Genomic DNA, 14,011 nt, shown 5'->3' with positions numbered 1-14,011 from the left:
CTCGATGAGCGCGGGCCCCACTGTCAGTACACGCCAGGCGTACACGCCCGTTGTCCGAGCCCGTTGCACGCGTCTGCCGGACGCGCCTGTCGGACGCGCCAGCGCCGGTCGCGGCGGCGGCGCGCCCGGTCAGACGACCTGGTGCAGCCAGCGCACCGGGGCGCCCTCACCCGCGTAGCGGAACGGCTCCAGTTCGTCGTCCCAGGGCTTGCCGAGCAGCCGGGAGATGTCGGCCTCCAGGTCGGTGCCCTCGCTGCGGGCCCGCAGCAGGACGGCCCGCAGCCTGTCCTCGGGGATCAGGATGTCGCCGTGGATGCCCGTCACGGCATGGAAGATGCCGAGGCTGGGCGTGCTGCTGAAGCGCTCGCCCTCGGCGGCCGCGCAGGGCTCGCTGGTCACCTCGTAGCGCATCAGCTGCCAGCCGCGCAGGGCGGAGGCGAGCTTCGACGCGGTACCGGGCTCCCCCTGCCAGGAGAACTCGGCCCGCCAGTGGCCGGGCGCGGCCGGCTGGCGGATCCAGTCGAGGCTCACCCGCACACCGAGCACGCCCGCCACCGCCCACTCGACGTGCGGGCACAGCGCGCGGGGCGCTGAGTGGATGTACAGGACTCCACGTGTCGTCACCGGGACCTCCAGGCTGTGGACGAGGGTCGCCTTCCCCAGCTGCCTCGTGCCTGCAGTTGATCCACAGTTACCCAAGATAGCCGACATTAAGCCACTAAATTGAGCAAAACGGACAGGCTTTCACTCAATGTTAGTCGGATCCTCAAGGAGGTCCACCCCTCGATCGGATCTCTCCCCCGAACGGCCCCATGAGAGGGCGGTTCCACCGTACCGCGCTGCCGCCCACCAGGGGTGACGCTCTTTCGGATCCGCCCGGACCGCGGTAGTGCGCCCCTCCTCCCCGCGCCCGTACGCAAACCGCCCCGCCGGCCCGGGCGGGCCGACGGGGCGACAGGAGAGCGGCCCGGGGGCGGTCACCCGCCGAGGCGGACCACCATCTTGCCGGTGTTGCCGCCGCGCAGCAGGCCGATGAAGGCCTCGGCGGCGTTCTCCACGCCGTCCACCACGGTCTCGTCGTAGGTGAGGCTGCCGTCCCGTAGCCAGCCGGCCACCTCGGCGGTGAACTGCGGCTGCAGCGCCGCGTGGTCGCCGACCAGCATGCCCTGCAGGCGCAGCCGCTTGCCGATGGCGAGTGCCAGGTTGCGCGGCCCGGTGGGCGCGGAGGTGTCGTTGTACTGCGCGATGGCGCCGCACAGAGTGGCCCGGCCGTGCACCTTGAGGCTGGAGATCGCGGCCTCCAGGTGCTCGCCGCCGACGTTGTCGAAGTACACGTCGATGCCCTCGGGGGCGGCCTTCTCCAGCTGCTCGCGGACGGGGCCGTCCTTGTAGTTGAAGGCGGCGTCGAAGCCGTACTCGCCGGTCAGCCGGGCGACCTTCTCCGCCGAGCCGGCCGAGCCGACCACCCGGGAGGCGCCCTTGAGCTTCGCGATCTGGCCGACCAGCGAGCCGACGGCGCCGGCCGCGCCGGAGACGAAGACGCTGTCGCCGGGCTTGAAGTCCGCCACGTCGAGCAGGCCGGCGTAGGCGGTGAGGCCGGGCATGCCGAGCACGCCGAGGTAGTAGGAGAGCGGGGCCGCCTGGGCGTCCACCTTCACCGCGTGCTTGGCGTCCACGGTGGCGTACTCGCGCCAGCCGGCGCCGTGCAGGACGGCGTCGCCGGGCTCGATGCCCTCGGCCTCGGAGGCGACCACGCGGCCGACCGCCCCGCCGTCCATGACCCGGCCGAGCTGGAACGGCGGGACGTAGGACTTCACGTCGTTCATCCGGCCGCGCATGTACGGGTCGACGGAGAGGTACTCGTTGCGGACCAGGATCTCGCCCGGGCCGGGCTGCCGGACGGGCGCCTCGACCAGCGCGAAGTCCGCCGGGGTGGGCCAGCCCTGCGGGCGGGCGGCGAGGTGCCACTCACGCGCGGCGGTGGGTACGGCCTGGTCTGCCATCGGTTGCTCCTTGCGTTCGAAGGTCGGGGTTGGGGTCGGGCCGGGGGCCGGGCCGGGGTGGGCCGGGCCGCCGAAATACCGGTCAACATGGAAGGTTGAAGTACTGAAGCAACCATGGACATGAAAGGTTCATGTTGTCAACTGTTCAGGTAGGCTGGACGGCATGGACACCACGCCGACCGAGGTCGCCCCGCCGCCGACCGATGCGATCACCCGTGAGGTCGTCGACCTCATGGCCAACCTGGTCGCGCTCTTCCACCGCGAGTACGAGGAGGCCGCCGCCGCCCGCTCGCTCACCGGGGCCCAGGCCAAGGTGCTCGCGCTGCTGCGCCGCGGCCCGATGCCGATGCGCCACATCGCCCAGACCCTCAGCTGCGAGCCATCCAACATCACCGGCATCGTGGACCGGCTGGAGACCCGCGGCTTCGTCACCCGGGAGGCCGACCGGCAGGACCGCCGGGTCAAGCTGGTCGCCGCGACCGGAGCGGGCAGCGCCGCCTCCGAGGAGCTGCGCGAGTCGCTGAACTTCGCCCGCGAGCCGCTGGCCACCCTGGACGCCGACGAGCGGGCGGTCCTGCGCGACCTGCTGCGCCGGATGCTGGAGGGCGTCGGCCGCGAGACGGCCGCGGACCCGTCCGCCTGAGCGGACCGCCCGGGCGTCCGACGGCGGCCACCGGCGCCCCTTTTGCCCCGATGCGCAACCGCTCCGGGCCGTGATACCGGTCACATCCGGCGGTTCGCCGCCCTCGGTGTGTAACCGAACGCATTGCCGAAGCGTCTTACCCCTGTCAGCACAACACCGGCCCCGGCCGGTCGCCGCACAGGAAGCACGGAGGCAATGAGCGATCCCACGAACGGCCGCAGCGACGGCCGCGGTGACGACGGCCGGCGCAGCCGCGCGCCGAGGCGCCGGCGGATCGCCAGAACCGCCATCGGCCTCGCCGCCGTCCTGGTGCTCTCCACCGTCGGCGCGGGCGCCTGGTTCTACCACCGCCTCGACAACAACATCACCACCTTCGACCCGGGCGGCGTCGCCACCAGCCGCCCGCCCGCGCCGGTGCCCGTCACGCCCGGCGCGAAGCTGCCGGTGAACGTCCTGGTCCTGGGCTCCGACACCCGGGACGGCGGCAACGACCAGCTCGGCGGCGGCGACGTCGGCGTCGGCCACTCCGACACCGCGATCCTGCTGCACGTCTACGCGGACCACCGGCACGCCGTCGGCGTCTCGATACCCCGCGACGCCCTCGTCACCATCCCGTCCTGCAAGCTGCCGACCGGCCAGTGGACCGCCCCCCGCACCGGGCAGATGTTCAACGAGGCCTTCACCGTCGGCCAGTTCCCGCAGGGCAACCCGGCCTGCACCCAGAACACCGTGGAGGCGCTGACCGGCCTGCGGATCGACCACACCATCGTGGTCGACTTCCGGGGTGTCGCGGCGATGACCGAGGCCATCAACGGCGTGGACGTCTGCGTGCCCAACGACGTGAACTCCCACGACATCCACCTCACCAAGGGCCCGCAGAAGATATCCGGCCAGCCGGCCGTCGACTTCCTCCGGGCCCGCTACGGCTTCGGCGACAACTCGGACATCGGCCGGATGAAGCGTCAGCAGGCCTTCCTCTCCTCGATGATCCGCAAGGTCCAGGACCAGGGGTTCTCGCTCAGCACCCTGCTCCCGCTGGCCGACGCCGCCACCCGCGCGCTGACCGTCGACGAGGGCCTCGGCACCGCGATGAAGCTCGTCGACTTCGCGCAGTCGCTGCAGAGCATCAAGCTCGCGGACATCACCTTCGTCACCACGCCCTGGCGCTTCCAGGGTGACCGGGTCGCGCTCGTCCACCCCGACGTGGACACCCTGTGGGCGCTGCTCCGCCAGGACCGGACGCTCGACGGGCAGGCCACCGGCCAGGTGCCCGACCAGGCCGCCGCCTCGCCCAGCACCCCGCCGCCCCCGCCCGCCCCGGTGGCGACCACCACCCCGATCGTGGTCGTCAACGGGACGAAGACCACGGGGCTGGCCACCCAGACCGCCCGGACACTGCGGGCCAAGGGCTACCAGGACGTCACCCTCGGCGACGGCGGCAGCCGGCTCACCACCGAGATCGACTACGCCCCGGCCGCACGGGCGACGGCCGAGGAGCTGGCCGCGCTCTTCCCGGGTGCCCGGCTGGTCGCCGACGCCGCCACGGACGGCGTGGTGGTCACCCTCGGCCGGGACGCCGTGCCGGACGGGCCGGCCGATGACGCCGCCGCCGGTGCGAAGGCCGGTGCCACCGCGGGGGCCTCCGCCGCCGCGTCAGCGATCCCGTCGAGCATCCCGTCCGGCATAGCCGACAACTCCCGCAACGCCGCGGCCGACCCCTGCAGCGACCTGACCTTCGGCTGACCCGCACCCCCGGGGTCACTCCGCGTCGGGGTCGCCCTCCTCGGCCACCCGCAGGACGATCTTGCCCTGGACGTGGCCCCGCGCGGCGCGCTCGTGCGCGTCGGCGGCGCGGTCGAGCGGGAAGACGCTGTCCACCGCCACCCGCAGGCCGCCCGCCGCGGCCTGTCCGGCCAGCCCGGCCAGCCGCGGCCCGTCCGAGTACACCTGCCCGGACGGGAAGGTGATGCCCCGCTCCCCCGCCCGCTCGCGGTGGTACTCGCCGGAGAAGACCGGGCTGACCGTGCCGCCGTCGCGGACGGCGGCGAGCAGGCGGTGGCCGTGCGGCCCGCCGACCGTGTCGAGGACGTGGTCCGCCTCGCGTACGGCGTCGGGCACCGCGGTGGTCGTGTAGTCGACGAAGCCGTCCGCTCCCAGGGCCCGCAGGAACGCCTCGTGGCGTCCCGAGGCGACACCGACGACGTGGGCGCCGGCCCCCTTGGCCAACTGGACCGCGAAGTGCCCGACCCCGCCGGCCGCGCCGTTGACGAGCACGGTGCTGCCCGGCGCGAGGCCGATGTGCTCGAAGAGGAACTGGTGTGCGGTGAGTCCGGCCATCGGCAGGCCGGCCGCGTGGACGTGGTCCAGGCCCTCCGGCTTGCGCGCGAGGTGCGCCACCGGCGCCGTCGCGTACTGCGCGTACCCGCGGGCGCCGTTGCCGGGCGACGACGGGAAGCGCACCAGGCCGAGGACGGCCTCCCCGACCGCCCACCCGGTGACGTCCGGACCGAGCTCCGCGATCACGCCGGAGATGTCCGAGCCGGGGGTGAACGGCAGCGGCAGCACCGGCCGGACGGCCGCCGGGATGTTCGCGAAGCCGGCCCGCGCGTAGGCGTCCGGCGGGTTGAAGCCGGCCGCGTGCACGCGGACCAGCACCTCGCCCGGCCCGGGGACGGGCCGGGACACCTCCTCGTACCGCAGGGCCCCGGGCCCGCCGAATGCGTGCACCCGGACGGCCTTCATCATCCGTGCCCGTGCCATGTTCTCCCCCAGCGTCAGGCGCCCCGCGTATGATGCGGAGCAGTGTTCCGGATACTAACCGGAGCACTGTTCCGATTGTCAACACCGGGAGCCCGCATGACCGGAGAGGAACCGCCCGCCGCCCGCGGGCAACGCGCCGACGCCCAGCGCAACCACGGACGCATCCTCGAAGCGGCCCGGGCCGTCGTCGAGGAGCAGGGCACCCAGGCCTCCCTGCGTGACGTCGCCCGCCGCGCGGACGTCGGCCTCGGCACGCTCTACCGCCACTTCCCGACCCGTGACGCCCTGCTGGAGGCCCTGCTCCGCGACCGGTTCGACCAGCTCGCCGCCCGCGCGGACGAACTCCGGGGCAGCCTCCTGCCGGAGGCCGCGCTGGCCGAGTGGCTGCGCGGCTTCACCCTCGGCACCGGCACCTACCGGGGCCTGGCCGCCTCGCTGATGGCCACCGTCGACGAACCCGAATCGGCCCTGCACGCCTCCTGCACGGCCATGCACGAGGCCGCCGGCCGGCTGCTGGAGCACGCCCAGGACGCCGGGACGGTCCGCCCCGACGTCGACGGCACCGACCTGTTCGCGATGGTCAACGCGCTCGGCTGGATCACCGGCCAGTCCCCGTCGATGGCCACCCGCACCGAGCACCTCCTCGACCTGTTCATGGACGGGCTCCGCACGGGCGGGCCCGAGGCCGCTACGCCGGATCCGGCAGCCCCGTGACCACGACGGTGACCCGGGTGCCCGGCGCCAGCCCGCCCGTCGCCGCGAGGTCGTGGACGGCGTGCAGCGCCTTGGCGACGTAGCGCCGCTCCAGGGCCGTACCGTGCCGCTGCTCGAAGTCGGCGGCGAACGCCTCCAGCTCCGCCGGGACTCTGCCGTAGCCGCCGCCGTGGTGCCCGTGGTCGATCCGCCAGTTGGCGAACTCGCGCCCGTACGCGGCCCGGTGGAGCCGGGTCACCTCGCCCTCCAGGTAGCCCTCGCCGCCGCGCAGCACCGCCACCCCGAGCGCCCGGGCGCCGGGCGGCAGGCCGGCCGCGAGGCCCGCCAGGGTGCCGCCGGTGCCGACCGGGCAGCAGAGCACGTCCTGCGGCCCGAGGCCGGGGATCTCGGCCACCGCCGCCGCCACGCCGGTCACCGCCGGCCCGTTGGAGCCGCCCTCGGGCAGCACCAGGGCGCGGCCCCAGCGGGCCAGCAGCTCCGCCGCGACCGCCGGGTCGTCCGGGCGGCCCGCCATCTCCCGGTAGGCGGACCGGGTGAGGAACGCCAGCTCCATCCCGGCCGCCTCGGCCGCCCGCAGCGACCAGTTGCGCGGCAGCCCGGCCAGTTCGGCCCCTCTGACCAGCCCCACGCTGGACAGCCCCAGGGCCTGCGCGGCGGCGGCGGTGGCCCGCAGGTGGGTGGAGTACGCCCCGCCGAAGGTGAGCAGCCGGGTGTGCCCCTGGGCCAGGGCCGCCGTCAGATTGGGCATCAGCTTGCGCCACTTGTTGCCCGGGACGGCGGGGTGCAGCAGGTCGTCCCGCTTCAGGCGCAGCTCGACCCCGGCCCGGGCCAGCGCCGGATCGGTGACCTGCTCCAGCGGCGTCGGCAGGGTGGTGGCGGTGAGCATCCGGCCAGGATACGGACCGGCGGGCCACCGGCGAGCCGCCCGGGGTGGCGGCCGGCCGGTCCGCGAGGATGGGACGGCGGCCCGCCGCGGCGCCGTGACCAGCACAGAAAGCCCTCCTCGATGAGCCTTGACGCCGAACTGCGCGCCTTCCACCAGGCCCGGCAGCAGCAGATCCCCGCCGACGTGCGGGAGGTCATGGACCGGGCGGCGGCCGAGCTCGCCGCCGGCGGCCGGGCCGGGAACGCCCTCGGCGTCGGCGGCCCGGCCCCGGACTTCCGGCTGCCGTCGGCCACCGGCCGCACCGTCGCCCTGGCCGACCTGCTCGCCCTGGGGCCGGTCGTCCTGACCTTCTACCGCGGCGCCTGGTGCCCGTACTGCAACCTGGCCCTGCGCGCCCTGCAGCAGGCACACGCCGCCATCACGGCCCTGGGCGCACAACTGGTCGCCGTCTCGCCGCAGCCGCCCGACGACTCGCTGTCCCTGGCCGAGCAGCACGCCCTCGCCTTCGAGGTGCTCAGCGACCCCGGTTCGGGCACCGCCGGAGAGTACGGCCTGGCGTACGACCTCCCGGCGGAGCTGAGCGCCGTCCACGCCCGGTTCGGCGCCGGCGGCACGGAGCTCCCTCGCACGCTTCCGCTCGCCGCGACGTACGTCATCGACCGCGACGGGACGGTCCGCTGGGCGTTCGTCGACTCCGACTTCACCCGGCGGGCCGAGCCGTCGGACATCCTCGCGGCACTGGCCGCCCTGGCCGGCGCCCCGGTCCCCGCCACCTGAAACGGCTCCGGGACGGCCGTCGCGCGGGCGAGAACAGCGGGCGGCCGGGTGTGGCATGTTCGCAGAGCCCCCGGACGATCACAAGAGCGCCTCACGAGCCATATCAGGACCTGCCCACCGGATTCTGGCCATTGTGGCCGCGCTCACCCGATTTGAATTACATCCGGAATTCGCCTGACTAGTATCAGTGACGTGGTCGGGTCACGACTGCTGCCGGGGGTGCCGAAGCAGCAGCGAAAGCCCGTTCGAATATTGCCCCACCCTTACCCGTCATTGCGGGATCAGACCGGGAACCCGCCTGCACGGGGGCGCCGGAGTCCGTTCCCGAATTCCTCCGCCTGAAGGACGGCCGCAGTCCGGCACGTCCTGCCACCCGCAACACAGCGGCGATGATCGGCTCGTGGCTTCCGTCGGCCACACAGCCCCGCCGCGGACGCCGGCCAGCAGACAGACCAGGCCGGCTCCCCGACAAGCACTTCTCATGTCCGGCATGCGGCGCGCAGGTGGCAGGCGCGCCGTCCGGCCCCTCCCGCACCGTGGGCGCGAATTCGCGGCGGTGTGCGCGGAGGGCCCGTCGCGTACCCGTTCCGCCCTTCGGCGGCCACGGATGCACGGGCCGGAGGCTTTCAAGGGGGCCACTCGTGTTCAAGTCGTACACGGACAGCGAAATGAAAGAAGTGTTCGACGTCCAGCTGTTCCGGGAGAATTCCGAAACGGCCGTCGGGATCCTGGAGAAACATCTCTCCGACCAATCGGTCAGAGGGCTCGAACTGGTCGATCCGGCCGTACTCTCCCGGGCCGCCCGGGCCTTGATGACCACCGAGCACGAGCGTGTCGCCGACTTCGACGGGGCGAAGCTCGCCGGAATCCTGGACCTGTACGTCCGGACCGGAATCGCGGTCCACTCGCCCGGCTCGATGGGACGTCAGTTCTCCGGTGTCGTTCCGCTCGCGGGCGTCGTCGAGTTCGTCAGCTCGGTGGTCAACCAGCCCTCGTCCTTCTACGAGGCGGCCCAACTTCCGAACGTGGCGGAGCAGATCATGGCGGAGGAGCTGAACCGGTTCATCGGCTGGCCGGCCGGCCGGTTCGAGATGCTGACCACCTCCGGAGGCTCGCTGGCGAACCTGACGGCCCTGCTGGCGGCCAGGAACAAGGCGTTCCCCGACTTCTGGGCCGAGGGCGGCCCCGGTGCGGCCGGGGACGGGCGGCCGGCGATCGCGGTGGGCGAGGACGTCCACTACAGCGTCTCGCGCGCCGCCGGCGTGCTGGGCATCGGCGAGGCGCAGATCGTCCGGCTGCCGCTCAACGAGGAGCGGCAGATCTGCCCCGTCCGGGCGGAGACGGCCCTGGCGGCGGCCGAGCGGCGCGGGCTCCGGGTGTTCTGCGTGGTCGCCTCGGCCGGCAGTACGTCGGTGGGGGCCTTCGACCCGCTCGACGAACTCGCCGACCTGGCGCACCGGCGCGGCGCCTGGCTGCACGTGGACGGCGCGCACGGCGCGAGCCTGCTGGTGTCCGACCGGCTGCGCGCGAAGCTGCGCGGCATCGCGAAGGCCGACTCCCTCACCTGGGACGCGCACAAGATGATGTTCGTCCCCGCCCCCTGCACACTGCTCTTCTACCGGGAGCGGGAGCACAGCCTGGGGGCGTTCCGCCAGCAGGCCAGCTACGTGTTCGACGAGGAACCCGACCCGTACACCGCACTCGACAGCGGCGACCGGACGTTCGAGTGCACCAAGCGGCCGATGATCATGGCGCTCTGGACCCTGTGGTCGGTGTACGGCCGGGCCCTGTTCGCCGACAAGATCGAGCAGCTGTGCCGCGCCACGGCCCTCGCGTACGAAGTCCTCCTGGAACAGCCCGACTTCGAGGTCCTGCACCGGCCGGAGGCCAACATCCTCTGCTTCCGCCACCGGCCCGCCGGGCTCTCCGACCCGGGCCCGGCGGACGAGCGGGAGCTGCACCGCCTCCAGGTCGCGATCCGCAACCGTGTCAAACAGAACGGCACCTTCTTCATCTCCAAGGTCGACATCGACGGCACCGCCGCCCTGCGGGTGGTGCTGATGAACCACGAGACCACGACCGAGCACTTCCGGATGCTGCTGCACGAGATCCGGCACGCCGCGCAGGACATCCGGACCACCGCGAGGGGAAACCGATGACGGACACCGCACAGGCCCCGGGCGTCACCCACGCCGCCCATGCCCCCCACACCGCCCACGGCACGCTCTCCCCCGGCAGCGCCGAGGAGTTGGCGAACTGGCTGATCCCCGACTGGGAGGTGAAGCCCGAAGGCATCGACGCCGTCCGCACGCTGCCCTCCTTCGCCTCCAAGCTCCGCGAGTGCGAGCGGGTCTGCCAGGCCCCGTACAGCCGGATCTCGCACACGGTGCAGGACGCACTGGCCCTGCGCCGGGCCCAGCAGCTCGTCAACACGGTGCTGCTGAACCCGCTCTGGCAGAGCCGGCTGGCCGACGCCGGGGTGACCGGTGCCCCGGCGGACTGGGAGGCGTGGCAGCGCGTCCCGCTCTCCGACAAGGACCTCCAGCGGGACTTCTTCATGGGCGCGCGCCCGGGCATGGTCGTGCCGCTCGGCCACGGCGGCTTCGAGATCGTGGCGAGCGGCGGCACCAGCGGCGGCCTGCCGCTGGAGACCGTCTACCCGCTCAGCGAGCTCCGCGACACGTACGAGATCGCCGGCCGTTTCATGGGCACCCACCAGCTCGCCCACTACCTGCCGGGCAACACCCCCAAGTGGCTGTGCACGACACTGGCCGATTACCAGATGTGGAGCAGCGGCACCATGGTCGGCGGGGTGCTGCAGCAGGTGCCCGGGGTCAACTACATCGGTGCGGGGCCGGTCACGGCACCGGTGCTGGAGCACATGTTCGGCTACCCGGGGCCGAAAGCCCTGATGGGGATCACCGCGGGCATCGCGATCCTGAGCGAGCTCGGGGCGGGCATGAGCCTGGAGGCCCGGGAGAGTTTCCGGGTGGCGCTCTACGGCAGCGGAGTGCTGTCCCAGCGCAAGCGGGCGGAGCTCCTCGCGGTCTACCCGAACGTGGTGGTGCTGAGCTACTTCGCCGCCACCCAGGCGGAGACCATCGGCCTCCAGCTCCGTGCCGGGTCGCCGGTGCTGTCGGCCGTCCCGGGCCTGCACCTGGTCGAGATCGTCGACGAGCAGGGCAACTGGGTCGCCGAGGGCGAGGAGGGCGAGCTGGTGGTCACCCGGCTGCACGGGCACGAGGCACCGCTGCTGCGGCTCAAGCTCGGTGACCGGATGATCCGCAGGCCCCGGTTCGACGGGCCGGAGCTGAAGACCCAGCAGTTCGAGTTCGCCGGCCGGACGGGTGAGGTGCTGCACCTGAACGACAGCCAGTACTCCGCGTCGCACGCCTACCGCGCGGTGTGCGAGCGACTGCTGCTGGCCGGCGGGCCGGACCTGGGCGAGCTGGCCCACGACGTCCAGTTCGTGAACCACCGGGAGAGCAGGTCACTGGTCCTGCTGGCCTCGGTCGACGACGTCGCCGGGCTGAGCTACCAGTTGGACGTCGCCCTCGGCCGGCACATCGTGCACCAGGTCTTCGTCGACGCCCTTCCGCAGTCGCTCTCGCTCTTCAACCACGGCGAGGCCAACCCGGCCTCGATCGAGAAGACGGGCTACGGATTCCGCATCCAGCTCGTCGCCCGGGCGTCCGCCGAGATCGAACGGACCGCCATCGGCAAGGTGCCCCTGGTCAGGGACCGGGGCTAGGCAGAGGGGAAGAAATGAAACCGAAGGTCAACATCATCGTCCTGGTGGACGTCATCGGGGCGCTCTCCGACGGCACGCTGCACAACGGCAACCTCAGCATCGTGGACGACGGGGCGCTGGGCAGCACCGGCCAGGGGACGACCGAGTTGTGCACCGTGGTCAGCCCCGGCCAGGTGGTCGGCTGGTCCGTGCTCGCCGTCGACCTGCAGACGCCGGTCGAGATCAGGAGCATCACCTTCCTGGGCCCGGACGGCACCGACAGTACCGGCGGCACCGGCGGCACCGGCGGCACCGGCGGCAGTGACGGCACCACCGACGCCGACGGTACGACGGCCGACGGCGCGGCCGGCGCGACCGGCCTGCCGGAGGCCGGCGAGCAGCTCGACCTGGACGACTGGACCGCCGTCGTCCCGGCCTCGATGGTGCCCGGCGTGCCCCACCGCTACCGGCTGGAGCTGCGGATGCACCAGGGCCCGCACAGCCTGTTCCACCTCGACACCTCCGCACTGCTGTGCGGTTGACCACGGCCCCGGCCGGAAGGGCGGACGCATGACCCAGCAACTCGCGATCATCGTGCTCGTGGACGTCGGCAACGCGCTGGCGACCAGGACGCTCGACGGAAACGTCTACCTGTTCGACAACATGAAGCTGCACGGCTCCGAGGGCCAGGGCACCGGCGACCTGGTGACCGTGATGAACGGCTCGTACTGGAACGACGGCTCCCAGGGCACCGAACTGGTGCTCAACTGGCTCCCCTACTCGCTCGGTTCGATCCCGCCGACGGTGCCGCGCGGCTACCAGACGCTGCGGGCCCGGCAGAGCGACCAGCAGGCGCTCACCGATCTGGCGGAGCTCGGCGCCCGGCCCTCGGGCTCCGCGGCGGGCGGGTCCGCCGACGCAGCGGCGGAACTGCAGCGGATCCGGGGCAGTGTCGGCGCTCCGGTGGGCAACTCCCAGCGGGTCGGCGGACCGGCCGCCCGCAAGGTCCTGGACGTCACCGGCCAGGTGGTGGCGGACGCGGACGCGGCCGTGCACTCCTACCCGGCCCCGATCATCACCGACATCCTCGGCGAGGCGGTCGACCAGAAGATCATGTACCCGGCGGAGTACGGGTCCCCGGATCTGGTGACCGACGGCTGGTACTGGTCCGCGACCGTGGACAGCTCCCGGCCGGGCACCTACACGTACACCATGAACATCCAGCTCCACGACCTGGTGCGGCACGACGGCGCCTGGGTCTGGGAGCCGGTCGACCTCAGCTGCCGCTCCCGGATCCGGGTCACCAGCGATCCCAAGCGCAACGGTTTCACCAAGGCCGGCCTGGGGCTGCTGCCCCTCGCGCCGGCCGCCTTCCCGCAGTAGCCCCCGAACCCGGGCCGGACGAGGAGAGACAGATGGCCACCAAACCGAAGCCGCAGGAATCCGTTCCGAAGCGGCCGATCTCCATCACCGCGGTGGTGGACTGCGTGGGCGCGCTGGCGTCCCGCAGCATGCAGGGCAATCTCTACCTGTACGACACCAACCTCGCGGGCGGCTCCACGGGCCTCGGCAGCGAGGAACTGCAGACCCGGGTCCGCCGGGGCGACCAGCTGCTGTGGAACGTGCTGGCGCTGGAGTGCGAGGCGTTCGTCGGGATCGACGGGATCGAGATCGACCCGGAGTTCTGCACGCCGGAGCGCAAGGTCTACCCCGGCACCGACGTCGCCTACTGGACGGGCACGGTGAAGAAGGACTCCGCCGAGCCCGTCCCCTACCGGATCAGTTTCGTCCTGGGCACCCGGACCGAACCGGTGACCACCACCCTTTCGCCCGCCCTGATCGGCTGAGGAGGAGTTTTGACGACCAGTACGCACAGCGGGGCCACCGACGGTGGCACGGTGGCGAAGCAGAACCCGGGACAGCTCAACTCGGTCCAGCTCAACATCGTGACGCTGCTCAACATGGAGCGGGCGACCGCCACCGGCTCGCTGACCGACGCGATGTACATGATGGACAACAGCATCGGCGGCGAGGGTCAGGGATCGCGCAACCTCCAGACCGTCTGCAAGCAGGGGCAGGTGCTGAACTGGATCATCCGCCCGCTCGACATGGAACGGCGGCTGGACGGGACGTGGCCACCGATGCCGAAGATCAACAACATCGTCTTCCTCGACACCGAACGGGGTGACGAGGAGGACGTCGCGGAGCAGAAGCTCTGCACCGAACTCAAGATCTACGGGATGCCGGACCGGATGCGCTCGCCGTTCACCCCGGTCTACTACTACTGGGCGGGCACCGTTCTCAGCACCGCCAAGCCGGGCGTGTACCACTACCGCCTGCTCCTGGAGCTGGAGCAGGAGGGCACCCGGGAGAAGCTCTACCTGAACACCGTCGACCACCCGTCGATCCGGGTGCTCGCGCTCTGACACCCGCCACCCCGCTCCCCGGTACAGCCCGGCAGGCCGGCTGCCCGGGAGCGGGGTGGCGGTGCGCCGTCG

General features: G+C 72.4%; 14 protein-coding genes. 10 read left to right on the top strand and 4 right to left on the bottom strand.

Annotation, left to right across the window (positions count from 1 at the left end):
• Window positions 1-129: 129 nt before the first annotated feature.
• On the bottom strand, window positions 130-624 hold the full coding sequence (locus ACFUK0_RS10745) for a DUF3145 domain-containing protein (protein ID WP_380248393.1): 495 nt from the start codon (window positions 622-624) through the stop codon (window positions 130-132).
• Window positions 625-977: 353 nt separating this feature from the next.
• Window positions 978-2,003, bottom strand: a complete 1,026-nt coding sequence (locus ACFUK0_RS10740; RefSeq protein ID WP_380248391.1) for an NADP-dependent oxidoreductase — start codon at window positions 2,001-2,003, stop codon at window positions 978-980.
• A 163-nt stretch (window positions 2,004-2,166) separates the two neighbouring features.
• Here ACFUK0_RS10740 and ACFUK0_RS10735 point away from each other — a divergent pair, with 163 nt between their 5' ends.
• Window positions 2,167-2,646 carry a MarR family winged helix-turn-helix transcriptional regulator gene (locus ACFUK0_RS10735; protein WP_380248389.1) on the top strand — a complete coding sequence of 160 codons (480 nt, stop codon included), beginning with the start codon at window positions 2,167-2,169 and terminating at the stop codon, window positions 2,644-2,646.
• Window positions 2,647-2,841: 195 nt separating this feature from the next.
• Window positions 2,842-4,389 carry an LCP family protein gene (locus ACFUK0_RS10730; protein WP_380248387.1) on the top strand — a complete coding sequence of 516 codons (1,548 nt, stop codon included), beginning with the start codon at window positions 2,842-2,844 and terminating at the stop codon, window positions 4,387-4,389.
• A 15-nt stretch (window positions 4,390-4,404) separates the two neighbouring features.
• Here ACFUK0_RS10730 and ACFUK0_RS10725 read toward each other — a convergent pair whose 3' ends face one another.
• The gene (locus tag ACFUK0_RS10725; RefSeq protein WP_380248385.1) at window positions 4,405-5,406 is read right to left on the bottom strand and encodes an NADP-dependent oxidoreductase; all 1,002 of its coding nucleotides are present in this window, start codon (window positions 5,404-5,406) and stop codon (window positions 4,405-4,407) included.
• Between the two features lie 96 nt (window positions 5,407-5,502).
• Between ACFUK0_RS10725 and ACFUK0_RS10720 the strand changes: the two genes are divergently transcribed.
• Window positions 5,503-6,120, top strand: coding sequence for a TetR/AcrR family transcriptional regulator (locus ACFUK0_RS10720; RefSeq protein ID WP_380248383.1), 618 nt, complete (start codon window positions 5,503-5,505; stop codon window positions 6,118-6,120).
• Here the strand turns inward: ACFUK0_RS10720 and ACFUK0_RS10715 are convergent.
• A complete protein-coding gene (locus ACFUK0_RS10715; RefSeq protein ID WP_380248381.1) occupies window positions 6,095-7,006 on the bottom strand; it encodes a 1-aminocyclopropane-1-carboxylate deaminase/D-cysteine desulfhydrase in 912 nt (303 codons plus the stop codon). The two genes, ACFUK0_RS10720 and ACFUK0_RS10715, sit on opposite strands and share 26 nt — an antisense overlap.
• 120 nt (window positions 7,007-7,126) lie before the next feature.
• Here ACFUK0_RS10715 and ACFUK0_RS10710 point away from each other — a divergent pair, with 120 nt between their 5' ends.
• The 7 genes from ACFUK0_RS10710 (at window position 7,127) to ACFUK0_RS10680 (ending at window position 13,939) form a co-directional block, all read left to right on the top strand.
• Window positions 7,127-7,783, top strand: a complete 657-nt coding sequence (locus tag ACFUK0_RS10710) for a peroxiredoxin-like family protein (protein ID WP_380248379.1) — start codon at window positions 7,127-7,129, stop codon at window positions 7,781-7,783.
• Window positions 7,784-8,451: 668 nt separating this feature from the next.
• The gene (locus tag ACFUK0_RS10705; RefSeq protein ID WP_380248377.1) at window positions 8,452-9,942 is read left to right on the top strand and encodes a pyridoxal phosphate-dependent decarboxylase family protein; all 1,491 of its coding nucleotides are present in this window, start codon (window positions 8,452-8,454) and stop codon (window positions 9,940-9,942) included.
• Complete coding sequence (locus ACFUK0_RS10700) at window positions 9,939-11,534, top strand: hypothetical protein (RefSeq protein WP_380248375.1); 1,596 nt, start codon at window positions 9,939-9,941, stop codon at window positions 11,532-11,534. The genes ACFUK0_RS10705 and ACFUK0_RS10700 overlap by 4 nt, the downstream gene beginning before the upstream one ends.
• Before the next feature lie 14 nt (window positions 11,535-11,548).
• Entirely contained in the window at window positions 11,549-12,055 is a 507-nt protein-coding gene (locus tag ACFUK0_RS10695) for a hypothetical protein (protein ID WP_380248373.1), read from the top strand.
• Window positions 12,056-12,083: 28 nt separating this feature from the next.
• Window positions 12,084-12,896, top strand: a complete 813-nt coding sequence (locus ACFUK0_RS10690) for a hypothetical protein (RefSeq protein WP_380248371.1) — start codon at window positions 12,084-12,086, stop codon at window positions 12,894-12,896.
• A gap of 32 nt (window positions 12,897-12,928) precedes the next feature.
• Window positions 12,929-13,360: a hypothetical protein gene (locus ACFUK0_RS10685; protein WP_380248369.1), complete on the top strand. Its 432-nt coding sequence runs from the start codon at window positions 12,929-12,931 to the stop codon at window positions 13,358-13,360.
• Between the two features lie 9 nt (window positions 13,361-13,369).
• Complete coding sequence (locus tag ACFUK0_RS10680; RefSeq protein WP_380248367.1) at window positions 13,370-13,939, top strand: hypothetical protein; 570 nt, start codon at window positions 13,370-13,372, stop codon at window positions 13,937-13,939.
• The last annotated feature ends 72 nt before the right edge of the window (window positions 13,940-14,011 follow it).

Origin of the sequence: Kitasatospora sp. NPDC057223 (assembly GCF_042669755.1) — a bacterium.
In the GTDB taxonomy this organism is placed as follows: Bacteria; Actinomycetota; Actinomycetes; order Streptomycetales; family Streptomycetaceae; genus Kitasatospora.
Note: the sequence above shows the minus strand (reverse complement) of the source record. Positions and strands in the feature narration are given on the sequence as shown.